18 protein-coding genes are annotated in these 16,492 nt (G+C 56.3%); 13 read left to right on the plus strand and 5 right to left on the minus strand.

The features are described 5' to 3' along the window. Positions 1–115: 115 nt before the first annotated feature. Positions 116–733, minus strand: coding sequence for a bifunctional phosphoserine phosphatase/homoserine phosphotransferase ThrH (thrH, locus tag EJD88_RS07350; protein ID WP_099582722.1), 618 nt, complete (start codon positions 731–733; stop codon positions 116–118). 151 nt (positions 734–884) lie between these two features. On the opposite strand from thrH, the gene EJD88_RS07355 reads away from it, so the two are divergent. The 3 genes from EJD88_RS07355 (at position 885) to EJD88_RS07365 (ending at position 4,364) form a co-directional block, all read left to right on the plus strand. After that, complete coding sequence (locus tag EJD88_RS07355; RefSeq protein WP_099582723.1) at positions 885–1,619, plus strand: phosphoadenylyl-sulfate reductase; 735 nt, start codon at positions 885–887, stop codon at positions 1,617–1,619. A gap of 472 nt (positions 1,620–2,091) precedes the next feature. Then, positions 2,092–3,621 (plus strand): NCS1 family nucleobase:cation symporter-1, encoded by a 1,530-nt coding sequence (locus tag EJD88_RS07360; protein WP_099582724.1) that lies wholly within the window; start codon positions 2,092–2,094, stop codon positions 3,619–3,621. Positions 3,622–3,635: 14 nt separating this feature from the next. Next, the gene (locus EJD88_RS07365) at positions 3,636–4,364 is read left to right on the plus strand and encodes an aspartate/glutamate racemase family protein (RefSeq protein WP_158877472.1); all 729 of its coding nucleotides are present in this window, start codon (positions 3,636–3,638) and stop codon (positions 4,362–4,364) included. A gap of 27 nt (positions 4,365–4,391) precedes the next feature. Here the strand turns inward: EJD88_RS07365 and EJD88_RS07370 are convergent, their stop codons facing one another. Next, on the minus strand, positions 4,392–5,315 hold the full coding sequence (locus EJD88_RS07370) for a LysR family transcriptional regulator (protein ID WP_158877474.1): 924 nt from the start codon (positions 5,313–5,315) through the stop codon (positions 4,392–4,394). A 126-nt stretch (positions 5,316–5,441) separates the two neighbouring features. Between EJD88_RS07370 and EJD88_RS07375 the strand changes: the two genes are divergently transcribed. Further along, the gene (locus EJD88_RS07375; protein WP_099582727.1) at positions 5,442–6,188 is read left to right on the plus strand and encodes a 3-oxoacyl-ACP reductase family protein; all 747 of its coding nucleotides are present in this window, start codon (positions 5,442–5,444) and stop codon (positions 6,186–6,188) included. A gap of 66 nt (positions 6,189–6,254) precedes the next feature. Here EJD88_RS07375 and EJD88_RS07380 read toward each other — a convergent pair whose 3' ends face one another. Further along, positions 6,255–6,941: an HAD-IA family hydrolase gene (locus EJD88_RS07380; protein ID WP_112196465.1), complete on the minus strand. Its 687-nt coding sequence runs from the start codon at positions 6,939–6,941 to the stop codon at positions 6,255–6,257. A gap of 109 nt (positions 6,942–7,050) precedes the next feature. Between EJD88_RS07380 and EJD88_RS07385 the strand changes: the two genes are divergently transcribed. The 9 genes from EJD88_RS07385 (at position 7,051) to EJD88_RS07425 (ending at position 14,674) form a co-directional block, all read left to right on the plus strand. Beyond that, positions 7,051–7,416, plus strand: coding sequence for a DUF2784 domain-containing protein (locus tag EJD88_RS07385; RefSeq protein ID WP_158877476.1), 366 nt, complete (start codon positions 7,051–7,053; stop codon positions 7,414–7,416). A gap of 54 nt (positions 7,417–7,470) precedes the next feature. After that, complete coding sequence (locus tag EJD88_RS07390) at positions 7,471–8,049, plus strand: DUF4337 domain-containing protein (protein ID WP_099582730.1); 579 nt, start codon at positions 7,471–7,473, stop codon at positions 8,047–8,049. Between the two features lie 69 nt (positions 8,050–8,118). Then, positions 8,119–8,778, plus strand: a complete 660-nt coding sequence (locus tag EJD88_RS07395; RefSeq protein ID WP_158877478.1) for a M24 family metallopeptidase — start codon at positions 8,119–8,121, stop codon at positions 8,776–8,778. Between the two features lie 61 nt (positions 8,779–8,839). Next, the gene (locus EJD88_RS07400) at positions 8,840–9,880 is read left to right on the plus strand and encodes a DMT family transporter (RefSeq protein WP_158877480.1); all 1,041 of its coding nucleotides are present in this window, start codon (positions 8,840–8,842) and stop codon (positions 9,878–9,880) included. 337 nt (positions 9,881–10,217) lie between these two features. Then, positions 10,218–10,487: a short-chain dehydrogenase gene (locus EJD88_RS07405; protein WP_112196468.1), complete on the plus strand. Its 270-nt coding sequence runs from the start codon at positions 10,218–10,220 to the stop codon at positions 10,485–10,487. Positions 10,488–11,148: 661 nt separating this feature from the next. Then, positions 11,149–11,364 (plus strand): hypothetical protein, encoded by a 216-nt coding sequence (locus EJD88_RS07410; RefSeq protein WP_158877482.1) that lies wholly within the window; start codon positions 11,149–11,151, stop codon positions 11,362–11,364. A 518-nt stretch (positions 11,365–11,882) separates the two neighbouring features. After that, a complete protein-coding gene (locus EJD88_RS07415) occupies positions 11,883–12,725 on the plus strand; it encodes a phage antirepressor N-terminal domain-containing protein (RefSeq protein ID WP_256674392.1) in 843 nt (280 codons plus the stop codon). A gap of 355 nt (positions 12,726–13,080) precedes the next feature. After that, positions 13,081–13,692, plus strand: coding sequence for a hypothetical protein (locus EJD88_RS07420; RefSeq protein WP_218574067.1), 612 nt, complete (start codon positions 13,081–13,083; stop codon positions 13,690–13,692). Between the two features lies 1 nt (position 13,693). Beyond that, positions 13,694–14,674, plus strand: coding sequence for a DUF262 domain-containing protein (locus EJD88_RS07425; protein WP_158877486.1), 981 nt, complete (start codon positions 13,694–13,696; stop codon positions 14,672–14,674). A gap of 107 nt (positions 14,675–14,781) precedes the next feature. Here EJD88_RS07425 and EJD88_RS07430 read toward each other — a convergent pair whose 3' ends face one another. Both EJD88_RS07430 and EJD88_RS07435 read right to left on the minus strand, forming a co-directional pair. Then, positions 14,782–15,753: a hypothetical protein gene (locus EJD88_RS07430; protein WP_158877488.1), complete on the minus strand. Its 972-nt coding sequence runs from the start codon at positions 15,751–15,753 to the stop codon at positions 14,782–14,784. Next, the gene (locus EJD88_RS07435) at positions 15,726–16,430 is read right to left on the minus strand and encodes a hypothetical protein (protein WP_158877490.1); all 705 of its coding nucleotides are present in this window, start codon (positions 16,428–16,430) and stop codon (positions 15,726–15,728) included. Before EJD88_RS07435 ends, EJD88_RS07430 begins: the two co-directional genes overlap by 28 nt. Positions 16,431–16,492: the final 62 nt, after the last annotated feature.

The following is a 16,492-nucleotide window of genomic DNA, read 5'->3' on the forward strand; positions in this document are numbered from 1 at the left end:
ATGGCGGGGCCGGGCCTATCGGGGGCAAGCCCCCTCCCACATTTGAAATGTATTCACAGATCAAAGTGTGGGAGGGGGCTTGCCCCCGATAGGGCCACCAGCATCACAAAATGACTTACAGGCTCAACTGCCGATTCGACGCCTTGATGAACTCTTTCTTCAGATCCTCAAACGTGTGCACCGCCGGAAACTGCGGGAACTCACGGATCACATTTTCCGGCGCATGGAACAGGATCCCACGGTCCGCTTCACCCAGCATGGTGGTGTCGTTGTAGGAATCGCCGGCGGCGATCACGCGGTAGTAGAGCGTCTTGAACGCCAGCACCGACTGGCGCTTGGGGTCTTTCTGGCGCAGTTGGTAGCTCACCACGCGGTCGGTTTCATCGGTGATCAGGCGGTGGCACAGCAGAGTCGGGAAACCCAGTTGGCGCATCAGCGGCTGGGAGAATTCGTAGAAGGTGTCGGACAGGATCACCACCTGGAAACGCTCGCGCAGCCAGTTGACGAATTCGATGGCGCCGTCCAGTGGCTTGAGCGTGGCGATCACGGCCTGGATGTCGGCGAGCTTGAGGCCATGTTCGTCGAGGATGCGCAGACGTTGCTGCATCAGCACGTCGTAGTCGGGAATGTCCCGGGTGGTGGCCCGCAGCGATTCAATACCGGTTTTTTCGGCGAAGGCGATCCAGATTTCCGGAACCAGCACCCCTTCCAGGTCAAGACAGGCAATTTCCACAAGACACTCCTATTGGATGTTATTGGTTGAGCGAGCAAAAGGACTGCCGAACTCTAGCGATTCAAGCTCCCCGCCGCAACGCAGAGCGGATTTTGATACCATCGCTCCCCTATAGAGCGCTCAGCGCCACTGACCTGTAGGAACCGTCCTGATGAACCAAGCCTTCGATGTCGCTGAACTCGCCGCGACTTACGCCAACAAATCCGCCCAGGATATTCTCAAACTGGCGTTCAGCCAGTTCGGCGATGACCTGTGGATCTCCTTCAGCGGTGCCGAGGACGTGGTGCTGGTGGACATGGCCTGGAAGCTGAACAAGAACGTCAAGGTGTTCAGCCTCGACACCGGCCGCCTGCACCCGGAGACCTACCGGTTTATCGAGCAGGTGCGTGACTTCTACAAGATCGATATCGAACTGATCTCGCCGGACCAGAGCAAGCTGGAACCCTTTGTCAAGGAAAAGGGCCTGTTCAGCTTCTATAAGGACGGCCATGGCGAATGCTGTGGCGTGCGCAAAATCGAGCCGCTCCGCCGCAAGCTGTCCGGCGTGAAGGCCTGGGCCACCGGCCAACGCCGTGACCAGAGCCCAGGCACGCGCAGCCAGGTGGCGGCGCTGGAGATCGATACCGCCTTTTCCACCCCGGAACGCACCCTGTACAAGTTCAACCCGCTGGCGCAGATGAGCAGCGAGGAGATCTGGGGATACATCCGCATGCTGGAATTGCCTTACAACAGCCTGCATGAGCGCGGGTTTATCAGCATCGGCTGCGAGCCGTGCACCCGGCCTGTGCTGCCGAACCAGCATGAGCGAGAGGGTCGTTGGTGGTGGGAAGAGGCCACGCAGAAGGAATGCGGGCTGCATGCGGGGAATATCATCAGCAAGGCCTAAGGGCTGACGCAGTTGGAAAATGTGGGAGGGGGCTTGCCCCCGATGGCTGAGTGTCATGCACTGCATCAGTGACTGACACACCGCTATCGGGGGGCAAGCCCCCTCCCACATTTTGTTTTGGGTGGAGTGTTAGAGATGTACACACACATGTAACCATCGGTGCCATTTTTGTGTGCAATCTGCCTTTACCCGCACCATAACGTAACACTCTCCCCGGCTTATCGGTTGCTCCGGTGAATCCACCGCTCGCAACCAAAAAATAAATAGCTGTTCAACCGGTCAATTTATATCTCTTTGAATTCAGCTATTTATTTAACCATCCTATAAAAACGAAATTACCCACGATTTTCATAGATCGGAAACTGGCACGTATGTGGCTTAAGGTGAAATGCGCTTTGTATACAATAAATACAAAACCTACATACACTTTGCCATCTGCGGACTTCCAGCAGATGTGCTGGAGCCTGCCGGAATGCGTACAAGCCTCTCGAACAATATCGCACTGGATCTGCCCTCCTCTGCCCTGAACCCAGACGCCGCAAGCCCCGGCCCCTTGGTGCTCAGCCCACGCCTGCACAACAAAGACCTCGCGCCAACCAAGGTCGAAGGCCGACGCTGGGGGCGCTACAGCATCTTTGCGCTGTGGACCAACGACGTGCACAACATCGCCAACTATTCGTTCGCGATAGGCCTATATGCGTTGGGCCTGGGCGGTTGGCAGATCCTGTTATCCCTGGGGATCGGTGCGGCGCTGGTGTACTTTTTCATGAACCTGTCGGGGTATATGGGGCAGAAGACCGGCGTTCCGTTCCCGGTAATCAGCCGCATCAGTTTCGGCATTCACGGCGCGCAGATTCCCGCGTTGATCCGGGCAGTGATTGCGATTGCCTGGTTTGGTATCCAGACCTACCTGGCCTCGGTGGTTTTCCGCGTGCTGCTGACGGCGATTCATCCAGGGTTTGCTGACTATGACCACAACTCGATCCTCGGCCTGTCATCCCTTGGCTGGGCGTGTTTTGTGGCCATCTGGTTCGTGCAACTGGTGATCCTGGCCTACGGCATGGAGATGGTGCGGCGTTATGAAGGCTTCGCCGGACCGGTGATTTTGCTGACGGTGGCCGCGCTGGCCGGCTGGATGTACTTCCAGGCGGGCGGCAACATTGCCTGGTCGATCCGCGAGCCGCTGAGCGGTGGCGAAATGTGGCGCAATATCTTTGCCGGTGGCGCACTGTGGCTGTCGATCTACGGCACGCTGATCCTCAACTTCTGCGACTTCGCCCGTTCCTCGCCCTGCCGCAGGACGATCCAGATCGGCAACTTCTGGGGCCTGCCGGTGAACATCCTGGTGTTCGCGGCGATCACCGTGCTGTTGTGCGGCGGGCAGTTCCAACTCAACGGCCGGGTGATCGAAAGCCCGACCGAAATCATCGCGGCCATCCCCAATACCTTCTTCCTTGTGCTGGGCTGCCTGGCGTTCCTGATCGTCACCGTGGCGGTAAACATCATGGCCAACTTCGTCGCGCCCGCCTTTGTGCTGAGCAACCTGGCGCCCAAGTACCTGAACTTCCGTCGCGCCGGCCTGATCAGCGCCACTGTGGCGGTGTTGATCCTGCCGTGGAACCTCTACAACAGCCCGCTGGTGATCGTGTACTTCCTCTCCGGCCTGGGCGCGCTGCTGGGGCCGTTGTACGGGGTGATCATGGTCGACTACTGGCTGATCCGTAAAAGCCAGGTGGACGTACCGCAGTTGTACAGCGAAGACCCGAAAGGCGTTTATTACTACAGCCGAGGGGTCAATTTACGCGCGGTGGCTGCGTTTGTTCCTGCCGCCGTGATCGCCATTCTGCTGGCGCTGCTGCCAGGGTTTGCCAGCGTCTCGCCGTTTTCCTGGTTGTTTGGCGCCGGTATTGCAGGGCTGCTGTACCTGCTGATCGCCAAGCGCCAGCCGTTCTACGCCGATGTCAGCGGCGAAAGTATTGCAGTCGATAACGTCAGTCATTAAAACAAGGACATTCCATGCGCATCCTCGTGGTCAACGTCAACACCACCGAATCCATTACCGACACCATCGCCCAGCAAGCGCGGGGCGTGGCGTCACCGGGCACCGAGATTGTCGGGCTCACGCCTTTCTTCGGTGCCGAATCGGTGGAAGGCAACTTTGAAAGCTACCTGGCCGCCATTGCGGTGATGGACCGGGTCATGGCCTACGACCAGCCGTTCGATGCAGTGATCCAGGCCGGCTACGGCGAACACGGCCGCGAAGGCCTGCAGGAATTGTTGAACGTACCGGTGGTGGACATCACCGAAGCCGCCGCCAGCACGGCGATGTTCCTGGGCCATGCCTATTCGGTGGTGACCACCCTGGACCGCACCGTGCCGCTGATTGAAGACCGCCTGAAACTCGCCGGTCTGTACCAGCGCTGCGCCTCAGTGCGGGCCAGTGGCATGGCGGTCCTGGAGCTGGAAGAAAACCCATTGGCCGCCATGGAAGCCATCGTGCGCCAGGCGGAACTGGCCATTCGCGAGGACAAAGCGGAGGTGATCTGCCTGGGCTGCGGTGGCATGGCGGGATTGGATGAGCAGATCAGACAACGCACCGGAGTGCCGGTGGTGGATGGGGTGACGGCGGCGGTGACCATTGCCGAGTCGCTGGTGCGGTTGGGGTTGTCGACGTCGAAGGTCAGGACTTACGCGACGCCACGGCCGAAGAGGGTCATTGGTTGGCCCGGCATGTTCGGCCGCTGAAGGTCCAAAATGTGGAATCGTCCCACATTAGATCGCGCTGAATTGTTGTGCCAAACCCTGCTCGGCAAACCGCTCAATGATGAAATCCACAAACGCCCGGGTTTTACCGGGCAGTAACTTGTGCTCGGCGTAGTAAATGGAAATATTGCCGTCGTCGACATACCAGTCCGGCAACACCCGCACCACCGCGCCGCTATCGAGGAACGGCACGGCCATGGGCATGCTCACCAGCGCAACGCCCAGACCCTGGGCGCTGGCACAGCAGGCGGCTTCGGAGTCGCTCATGGTCATGCCGGGTTTGAGCACCAGCGGGCGGTGTTCACGCTCGCGGCTGGTCAATTGCCAGGAGCGTACGCGGCCGGTCTGCGGCGAGCGGATGAGGATGCCATCGCAGTGCGCCAGGTCCTCGGGCGCCACTACCGGCGGGCGCCGCGCCAGGTAGGCAGCAGACGCCACCAGTACCCGATGCGCCGGGGTCAACCTGCGCGCCACCACGCCCTGGGGCAGCTCAAAACCACCGCCAATTGCAGCATCGAAGCCTTGGCCGATCAGATCGACCTGGCGGTTATCAAAATGCCAGTCCGGACTGATATCCGGAAAGCGGCGCATAAACTCCCCCAGCAGCGGCACCACATAACGATTGCCGAACACCGTGCCCATGCTGACTTTGAGCGTGCCCACCGGCCGCCCTTCGGCACTGGCCAGGTTGGCCACGGCGTTCTGGATGGTGGTGAGGCTGCCGCTGACCTCTTCGAGGAACAGCTTGCCCGCTTCGGTGAGCGTAAGGCGCCGGGTACTGCGCTGGAACAGCCGCACACCGAGGCGCGCTTCCAGCTTGGCGACACTTTTACCGACCGCTGCCGGAGTCAGGCTAAGGTGCCGCGCCGCTTCGGCAAAGCTGCCGCCTTCGGCGCTGCGCACGAAGCATTCGATACTGCCAAAGCTCTCCATCTGCACCCACTCTAAACTTTTGGTTTACACAGACTATAGCAATCACGGTCTACCGGTAGGGTTGGGTGAGGTCGATACTCGACTCCAACAACAAGGCATACCGCCTTGAACAACCAGGAGATCGACATGACCACACTCAACCTCAGCGGTAAAGTCGCCTTGATTCAAGGCGGTTCCCGCGGCATCGGCGCCGCTATCGTCAAGCGCCTTGCCGCACAAGGTGCAACCGTCGCCTTTACCTACGTCAGCTCGGCGGCCAAGGCCGAAGAACTGCAAAACAGCGTGATCAGTGCCGGCGGCAAAGCCCTGGCGATCCATGCTGACAGCGCAGACGCGACAGCGATTCGCAATGCGGTCAACGCCACCGTCGAAGCCTTTGGACGCCTGGATATTCTGGTGAACAACGCGGGCGTACTGGCCATCGCACCGCTGGAAGACTTCAAGCTGGAAGACTTCGACCAGACCCTGGCAATCAACGTGCGCAGCGTGTTTATCGCTACCCAGGAAGCGGCAAAACATATGGGTGAAGGTGGCCGCGTGATCAACATCGGCAGCACCAATGCCGAGCGCATGCCATTTGGCGGTGGCGGGCCGTATGCGATGAGCAAGGCGGCGCTGGTGGGGTTGACCAAGGGTCTGGCGCGGGACCTGGGGCCGCGGGGCATCACCATCAATAATGTGCAACCTGGGCCGGTGGACACGGATATGAACCCGGCGAACAGCGATTTTGCCGAGAGCCTGATGGCGCTGATGGCGGTGGGGCGTTACGGGCATGTGGAAGAGATCGCCAGTTTCGTGGCGTACCTGGCCGGGCCGGAAGCGGGGTATATCACCGGTGCCAGCCTGACCATTGATGGCGGGTTCAGCGCCTGATAGTTCGGGAGCAATGAAATCAAATGTGGGAGGGGCTCCGTCCCACATTTTCTGCCCTGCGGTGAATCAGGACATCGGTGGCAAACCATAAGCCGCCAGGTCAAAGTCCGCCAGCTTGCGGATGATCTGGTCGGCGTGGTGGTACTTGCTGTCAGCCATGGCTTCATCGGGCACGGCGATGGCGGTCATATGAGCGGCCTTCGCGGCGGTGACGCCGAACGGTGAATCTTCAAACACCAGGCAATCCTGCGGCGCCACACCCAGGCGGCGGGCGGCGGTGAGGAAAATATCCGGCGCAGGTTTCGCGGCGCCCACCTCGGGGTCGTCGGCGGTGACAATGGTACCGAACAGGCTGAACCACTCGCGGTGCAACGTGGTTTTGTGGCCAAACGAATTGCGCGACGAACTGGTGCCCACGGCAATCGGAATATTGTGCGCCTTCAAATGCCGCACCAATGCCTCGGCACCGGGCATGCCCAGAGCCCTGGGAAAACGCTCACTCATCAACGGTTCGCGAATTTCCAGAAACTCGGCCGGCGTAATCGGCAAGTCCAGGGCCTTGACCACGTACTCCGCCAAGTCCTGCGCCCCGCGACCAATAATGTGCTGCTTGATCCCCCAGTCATAGGTACGGCCATAACGCTCGGCGATGATCTGCGTGACTTCGGTGTAGATGCCTTCAGTGTCCAGCAACAACCCGTCCATATCGAAAATCACAGCCTTGATCGGGGCAACGGTACGCGGTGGATTCATCACAACAGATCCTTGGGGCGAAGGACTAAAAGGATTCAGCACAATAACGGCCCCACTTACCTGCGGGCAACCCTTTAGACTATGCCCTCCCCCTTTTGAAGCACACACAATGCTCTACCGCCTAGCTGCCGACAACCTCGTGCTGTTCCACCTTTGCTTCATCCTATTCGTCTTGTTCGGCGGGCTGCTGGCCCTAAAGTGGCGGCCGGTTATCTGGCTGCACCTGCCCGCCGCCGCGTGGGGCGTGGCCGTCGAGGTTTTCCACCTGCCCTGCCCACTGACGCGCGGGGAAAACCTGCTTCGCCATCTCGCCGGTCAAGACGGCTATGGCGGCGGGTTTATCGAACACTACATTGTTGCGCTCATCTACCCAGCGGGGCTGACCCCGCAGATTCAAATGGTGCTGGGTGCCCTGGTGCTGTTGATCAACATCGCGGTGTATACGCAGCTGATTCGGCGTTACGTACAGGCTTGAGACAGCCGCAGAGGTGAAGAATCAGACTCCCTCAGTCCGTTCATAGCCGCCACCATGTCCGAAGCCTTCGAAGTCCCCAGCCCCCACGAAAAACACATCGAACACACCACTGAACATGCCCACGCACGCGGGGACAATTTCGCCAGCCGCATCGCCGTCATGACCGCGCTGATGGCCACCCTCGGCGCCATGCTCAGCTACCAGGCCGGCTCCACCGAAAGCGAAGCGGCGATGGACAAAAACAACGCGGCCATCTTCAAGACCGAAGCCGCCAACCAGTGGAACTACTACCAGGCCAAATCCAGCCGTCAGAACCTGGCGGAACTGGCCACCCATATTCCGGGCGTGGACGCCGCGCATTACAAAGATGAAATCGAACGCTACAAAAGCCAGAAGGAAGACGTGCGCCAGCAGGCAGAAAAACTTGAGGCCACCTCGCGGGAATGGGATGAAAAATCAGAGCAGGCTTTGCACCAGCACCACCGCTGGGCCCAGGCGATGACCGCGATTCAGATCGCGATTTCGTTGGCGGCGATTACGTTGCTCACACGCAAGGAGTGGTTGAAGCGCATGGCGTATACGGCGGCGGGCGTGGCAGTGGTGTTAGGCAGCCTGGCCGGGCTGCATCTTTGATATTTTCATTTGGGCCCGCTACCTCAATCGCTATATAGTAAATATCATAGCGCTATCAAGGAGAGACCGGTGTCCGCACACCCCAAAGAAGCCGTAGGCATCGCCTATAACATTGAATCCATGCGCTACGCCCAGGCCATGACCTGGCGCGCCATCGAACAACTTGCCCAACGCATCCGCCCCGGCATGCTGGAGTCCGAGGCTCGCGAACTGGGCAAACATGTCCTCGCCGAGCTCGACATGCAACGCATCTGGCACCCGCTGCTGGTGCGTTTCGGCGCCAACACGCTCAAGACCTTCAAGCAGCGCTCCGACGGCGACCCCGTGCTGGGTGAAGACGACATCTTCGTCATCGACATGGGCGCTGTGTGGCAAGGCCACGAAGGCGACGCCGGCGCAACCTTCGCCACCGGCAGCGACCCGCAGATGAACGCCTGCGCCCACGCCGCCAAAGAACTGTTCGACCGCGTTCAGGCGCGCTGGAAAAACGACCAGGTCGTCGGCCTCGAACTCTACCGCTACGCCGAAGAACAGGCCCAGGCCATGGGCTGGAAACTCAACCTCGACATCAAAGGCCACCGCGTCAGCGACTTCCCCCACGCCATTCATCGCGGCGGCGACCTGGGAGATTTCGAGCACTACCCCAATGCCGGGTTGTGGATTCTGGAGATCCAGATCGCGCACCCGAGCAGACCTTACGGCGCTTTCTACGAAGACTTACTCGCTTAACTGCCGAAGATTTAACCAGGGCGAGCGACGTATCATGGTTCCACCTTTCGAGGAAGTGCCCATGAACCTCAGCATTGTTTACGCGCTGGCGGCAGCCGCCCTGTTCGGCGCCAGTACCCCGCTTGCCAAAAATCTCGGCCTGGGTCTTTCACCGGTGTTGCTCGCCGGCCTGCTCTACCTGGGCAGCGGCATCGGGCTCGCCGGCGTACGCCTTGTCCGTGACCGCGGCTGGCAATCCTCCGGCCTCACCCCCACCGAATGGCCATGGCTGCTCGGCGCCATCGCCTTCGGCGGCATCCTTGGCCCCGTGGCCCTGATGTTCGGCCTCACCCGCACCACCGGCGCGACCGCGTCTCTGATGCTCAACCTCGAATCGGTGTTGACCGCCGTGATCGCTTGGCTGGTATTCAGAGAAAACGCCGACCGCCGAATCGTGCTTGGGATGATCGCGATTGTGTTGGGCGGCGTTGCATTGTCATGGCCTGAAGGCGGCGGCAGCAGCCATGACTGGACAGGCCCCCTGACAGTCGCGGTCGCCTGCTTGTGCTGGGGCATCGACAACAACCTGACGCGCAAAGTGTCGGCATCGGACGCGTTGTTTATCGCAAGTACCAAGGGGTTGATCGCGGGCGCAGTGAATGCCGCAGTGGCGCTCTATCTCGGCGCGCAGATCCCCGGAGCGGCACAACTCGCGCCGATCTTGTTGGTTGGATTTCTGGGGTATGGCATCAGCCTGGTCATGTTTGTACTGGCATTGCGTGGACTGGGCAGTGCACGCACCGGGGCATACTTCTCGACCGCACCGTTCCTGGGTGCCGCGATTGCAATGCTGGTGTTGGGGGAATCGGTGACGACGGCGTTCTGGATCGCCTCAGCGCTGATGGCCGTGGGCGTGTGGCTGCACCTGACGGAGCGGCACGCCCATGAACATCAGCATGAGGCGACGGAACACGGGCATCGGCATGTGCATGATGAACATCATCAGCATGAGCATGGGTTTGAGTGGGATCCGGATGTGCCCCACAGCCATGTGCATGTGCACAGCCCGGTGAGGCATAGTCATGCGCATTTTCCGGATGTGCATCATCGGCATAGGCATTGAGGGCGGTGATTACATGCGCATAACAGTGTTTGGGTAATGTCCTACATTCCATTCAGAAGCGTCAGCCTCCCGCTTCAAAATTGCAGAGCCTATAGTCGCTCGGTCGCCCACATGGCGAACGGGTTTGGCGACCCGAGGATAAATCGACAGATGCCTCCCGGCGATTTGCGGGATGCTTCTGCGCGCAATAAGCTGCTCGACGGTAGCTGTGCGTGGGAGACCTTCGGGTCTGCCGGTTTTTCCGATTGTCCCGGTTCGCCAACCTGCGTACAGCTGCCACCCTTTTGTTTGGCGACAAATGTGTGGTTGCTACCCTTCGACAACCGGAGCTCCACATATGAACAACTATATGCCCCTCACCAGCAACGACAGTGCCACCCCTACTCTTTTTATCGATACAGCAGCGCCAATGGAAATTCTCCTCGACGCCGCAACCTATCGACTTCGTGCCGTTACACAAGTCTTGGAGAACCTTGCGCTGCGTAATGAAATAAGTAGTGATGCGGTCGTACTCAGCGACTTCGCCTTACTGTGCTCAATCCCTTTACGCGATGGGTGTGACTTGCTGGACGCCGTAGGACGAAGGATGGATACACCAAGCCCATGAATTGAAACCGGTTGGTTTTCAAACCCCAGAAATCAAAAAACCCCTGGTTTCTTTCGAAACCAGAGGTTTTGTTTACATCGAATTTGGCGGTGAAGGAGAGATTCGAAACTACCCGCAAAGTGACTTTCAAAATGCAAGTGCCCGGATTACGCGGGCTGCAGCGATGCAGACTCTCCAAAAAAACAGCATTTTCAGTCCCATGGCGGTCCCATGGGTTTTGCACCAAGTTAGTGCGCGACGGTTGGAGTGGGGTGAAAAACGGCATCCCGCCCGATTTATGTTGAGGCACGGGAAAAAGGTAATATTGGTAATACGTTGGATATATCAGTAGAAAACCCTTTAATTTCAATATGTTGATGGATATTGAGAAAGGTAATAATTTGGTAATTTATAGGTTAGGTCATTACCTTTTCATCGGGTAATTCCTGACGGGCTCAATCCCCAGCAAAACCGGGCACTCGGGCAAATATTACCTTTGCCATTACCAAATATTACCCCTCAAGGTAATACGTCAATCCCACGGAATACGGGGCTTGTAGCAAGACTAATGCCCTTTCTAACCCAAATTACCTTTTTCCCAGCCCTGGTTCCAAAATAGCCATCTATTTGGCCAGTACTGAAGCTTGGGGCTAGTCTGAAAGCTCACGATAGGAACCTTCATATGGCGCATGAATATTCGCTCTCAGATTTGCTCGAAAGGATGTATGAAAATCAGTTGGCACTTGAAGCAGCTGTGATGGAACTCACCCTGCGCCTGGAACAACAAGGCTCAATAGAAGCAGGTGAAAACGTGCGTGGCGCCTTAGAGGCAATCGGTGAGAACGCGGGGCATATCAAGCAAGGTTTGGCCCGCCTGCGAAAGTCAGGAACCAGTTAGGGTCGAGACAAATCGTGAAATGCACCAATCTCGACGAAACCCACACGTTACGTGGCTTATGACAGCTTTCGGCCTCATCGAAGGCAGTCACGGAAGGCAAGAAAAAAGATCTATCTCATTTTGGAAAATGCCCGTATTCCTATATTTTTCTCTCTACCCATCAATGAACCTGGGGCCTCCAGCCCAGCCCCGTCGGTGATCCTATGCTGCACCGCCCTGCAATCGCCCTGCACTTCTCTTCAAAACTTTGCAATCTGTGAAATTGCCGGTCGCCCGTAGAGCGCCCCGGCCCGCCTGGGCTCCCGGCTCGTTTGCACTACATCTGAGTTTGCACAAAAAAAGGAGACAAACCCCGTCGGCGGGAGGGGGATAAGTGCTTTTCCTGCACTTTTTTCTTTGCCTGGAGCTTTTCATTGACACATGGGGATAATGGCCCCTGATACCGTTATAGCTGCCAGAGAACCATCACCATTATGGTGATGGTTGCCGAAGAGGGATCTAATGTGAGTACGCAGTTGATGCCAGTGCCATTCTATGAGGACATAGTGGTTCTGGTAGAGCAGGGAAATGAGCCCTACGTAGCCATGAAGCCGATCGCCGAAAGCCTGGGTGTTTCTTGGCAAGGCCAGCATGCAAAGCTGGGCGAGCGCTTCGCCGCAACTATCAAGGAAATCTTGATAGTTGCCGAAGATGGCAAACCAAGGGGCATGACATGCCTGCACCTGCGAAAGCTTCCTGCATGGCTTTACTCGATCGGTCCGAATAAGGTGAAACCCGAGCTCCGCGATAAGATCATCCGTTACCAGGAGGAATGCGACGATGCACTTTGGAACTATTGGGCGGAGGGCAGAACTGCTCGCATTGCCGCGCCAAGTGTATCCCAGCACATCGCTCTTTCACGTCACCGGTTGACCTTGCTAAAAGAGTTACAGCGCTCCAACGACGTCGGAGTGCGCGCCGCGGTCCACGAACAACTCGCGCAGACGTCCCAGCTGTTGGGGCTCTCGGTACCGGAGCTAATGACGATCGGAAAGGATGACCCTTTTCCTGAGGCCTCGCTCAAACCGCTATGGGATGCCCTAGAAATACTCGACCGTCGAGGTGAGCGATACAATCATGCTCCGTGGTTAAGTGGGATGATCTACTTGAAGCTGCCGCATCTAGAGGCGCTTTTTAAAAAAAATAGTATAAGTTTTCACTTTGATGCAGAGATGCGGCGAGCAATGAAGGCGAGTAAGCAGCCGAAGTTTGTCTCTACAGGTCCCAAGGGCAGCTCAATTGAAGGTAAAACGATCCGATGCTGGATCTTTGAAGGACCGCTCAACCCCGAGCCCAGCCTTGGTCATATCTTCTCTGGCTAAAAAAACTGTTCCAGCCGCCTTCGCTAGGCCAATGCACTGCACTGCACTGCACGAAACGATGGCACGAGGACGGCTGGCGGGAGGGGGATAAGTGTTTTCCAATCAAGATTTCTTCCTGTGGGGTTGCTCTACACAGGGAGTCACACTGAGCCATCGCATATGCGAGGAAAGGGTTACTCCTACTCGGATTTACACGATACTTGTGCCATTGTTTTGCTACTGCTACGGTTGAGGGGTGTACTAGCGCTCTCCTATCCGCGGCCGGGGTGGAAAATTCATTAGGGACATTTTGGCGTAGTCAATGGCTCCATGCGGGCAGATGACTAAAGCAAACCTCAGATAAATGGACGTTCACTTGGACTTAAACAGCTTTAGAGCAGAAATGGACTTGGCACGAAAAAGCGGTGAGCTACTCGACTTTTCCAGAAAACACGTGCTGCACGGTATACCTTACGTTTTTAAGGATAGACCAAATGAGTATTATGATTTCAAAAAAATCATAACAAGCCAGTTTGAAATATCGTTTCATGAAGTATATATAACCGGTTCAGGTAAGCTAGGTTTCAGCCCTCATAAGGGTACAAATTTTGACTATGACTCCGATATCGACGTAGCGATAATATCCTCGCAACTTTTTGACAGCATCATGGGCAAAATCTCTGAATATCAGATGCAAATCAGAAAAAACAGAAGAGTCATTCGTGAATCTGAACTCTCAATGTATCACGAATTTTTAGAATACTCTGCGATGGGATGGATAAGGCCTGATAAACTCCCAATCTCTTTTCAAATGAACGTATTGAAAAATGCGTGGTTTAGTTTTTTCGAATCTATTTCTTATAACAAATCGCCTGTGGGCAACTACAAAGTAGCTGCCGGTGTTTTTCGAACCTATAACCACCTAGAAACATATATCGTGAGTGGGCTCGAAGGATTGCATCACAAAAAACTTAAGGACGAAAAATAGCATGCAAATAAAACCATCAGTTACAAATCCGACGATTGCCGACATCTATGAAAAAATCGACACAAAGCGATTAGATTTACGACCAGACTTCCAAAGAAAATTTGTCTGGACACAAGAACACCAAGAGCAGTTCCTAGATACTATTCTTCACGGATATCCCTTCCCAGAAATATATGTCTGTCAAGGTGAAACAGACTTAAAGAAAATGAGAACTAGTCAAATAGTTATCGATGGCCAACAACGTCTTACGACAATACAAAACTATGTGGAAGACACATTCGATAAGCCCCTAAAACTTATCAAACACTTCGCGGACCTTGAGCCGGAAGAACGCGAGTCCTTCCTTTCATATCAAGTTGTTGTTCGTGATATAGGAAAAGTTGAAGACGATCTTGTTCGAGAGATTTTCAGACGAATAAACCTCACCAAATTCAAACTCGAAGATATTGAAATTCATAATGCTGTTTATGATGGGAAATTCATTCAAACCGCAAAATCTATAGCAGCAGACATCGGTTTGGAAAACTACGGAGTTTTCCATGAGTCAGAGTTCACCAGAATGGCGGACCTGCACTTCGTTCTGCAGGTAATGTCGACTCTTGAAAGAGGCGGGTACTACAATCGAGATAACGAAATAGAAAAATGTGTTGCGGAATACAATGAAGAATATAGTCTTGCCAATGCTCGAAAGGCCGAAATATTGAAAACCTTCAGCATCATCGAAAACATCGGACTTGACATAGACTCTATGTGGTTCCGAAAATCAAATTTCTTCACACTAGTCATTGAGCTAACGCTAGCAAAACGCATACCGAAAAACCTGAAAGAAAGACTTGATATCATGGCTGACACAGTACTGAAAAGTAAGAACCTTCCAGAAACCGAATTCGGAATTTACTTCTCTTACATGTATCAGGGCACCAACAACAGAAAGGCAAGAGTAATTCGCGCACAAATATTCCAAAAACATATTTTGGCGTAAACACCAGCCGGCCACATTACTCTGCACAATGTAAAATTTACATCTCATCGTACATCTCTAGCCTAGCCGAATTGTACGATGAGAATTTAATAAGCAATAATACCAGACTATAGCGTTATGGTTTTTAGCTGAAATAATAGTAAAGATGCAATACCAGCGTCAGTTGTGAACGCCGCAGCACTATTAGGCACAGGCGTTGCGCCATGGGTATGACTTGCCAACTGAATATTCATCTGCTGCACCAAATCGAGTAAATCACAAAGAACCTGCAGCACGTTCAGGCCCTCGGACCCCAACCAGGTCTTAGGCCCGACCAGCCGTTGACTAACCGCCGCCACACTCTCGCGCATTCCCTGGATGCGTTCATCCATGTTGCCGCCCACTATAGCGTTAAGCCTTTGTGCCACCACCAGATTCAAATCCCGCCCGGTCGCTAGGTGCAAATCATCTACCGCCGCTAGGCTCGCAGATCCACCCGACAGCAGCTTGAGTGCCCCCAATGCCTCGATCTTCTTGATGCCACCCACCGACTCGGTGGAATGGTCGTCCACCGTCCTTGTGTGGCTCTGGAAGCTCTCAGTGTTCTGCATCGCCTCCACTTCCCGCTCAATCGCCTTGTCATGGATCTTGCCGTCCGTTTGGCGAAGCCAGTTGCCGTCGGCATCAACGCGCTGTTGGCACGCCTCGCTGTGCTGCCACACCTGGTCGCCCTTCGGCACCCGGGGCAGGCTCAGGCCGTGCGGCAGGATCTGCGTGATAAAGGGCTTATGCGGCAGGCCGTAGGCAAAGCTGACCACCACGGTGGTGCCCTCTTCCGGGAAGCCGAACATGCCCGCCTCTTGCCCGCCCATCGGTGCCGGCAGCGGCAGGCCGGCCAGGATCGGCAGCGCGGGATCGGGCTCGCCATCGGGCAACAGCACTTCCACGTCGACGCCGAAGCGCGGGCGGAAATCGTCGCACAGACCAGGTGCGGCCGGCGCATCGGGCACGGCCACCACTCGGCCAAAGCGTGGCAAGTGGTAGCCGCCGGTCAGTTCGGGGAATTGCCGCTCTACACTGCGACGGATTGCGTCGTCCATTTGATCGCCATTTGGTTGCCGGCAAGGGTCACGCTGGTAACCCTATCGCCCTGGTTGATGGTTGCACCTGGTCGTAGCCCTGGAAGGGCCGCGATCATTGCGCTCTGGTTGCCCTGGTAGCCGTCGAACAGTTCGACAGGCAGCTGCAGCGGCGGGCGGATCCCGAAGAAGCTGTCGGCCCAACTGCCCACAAACACCTCACCGTCGCCCTGCTGCTGCCAGATAAAGTCGGGGATGCTGAATACGCTGGCCAGGCTGTCCATCGCCAGGTAGCCGGCAGCCAAGCTGTAGAAAAACGGGGCCTTCACCTTGGCGTAAGCCTTGTCCGGCACGCGGAAGCGCAGGCCGGTCTTGTCGCTGACTTCTGCCAGCACGCCCTGCAGGTCGAGGTGACGCAGGTTCAGCGGCATAGGCTGCGACAGGATCGCCGCCAGTTCGCGACAGACCAGGATTTGCTGCACGCTGTTGATCGCCGTCGAGCGTTCGACAAATCCAATGAAGTGGCGCTGCAGCGGGCCGTCGTTGTAGCCGACATCGAGCGTCACCAGGCCGTTGACCGGGGCGCTGGCCTGGATGGTGAAGGTCGCCCGGCCGGGGCTTTTGATGTCCAGTCGGACTTCGTCCTTGATCAGTGGGTAAGGCGTGCCGCCGATCGTCAGCACCTTGTGCAGTTTCATGGTGTGGGGGCCAGCCAGTCGTCGACCTTTTTCAAGGTCCGTTCAAAGCCGCTCAGTTCCTC

The organism is Pseudomonas sp. PB105 (genome assembly GCF_009764655.1).
GTDB classification, from domain to species: Bacteria; Pseudomonadota; Gammaproteobacteria; order Pseudomonadales; family Pseudomonadaceae; genus Aquipseudomonas; species Aquipseudomonas cyclaminis.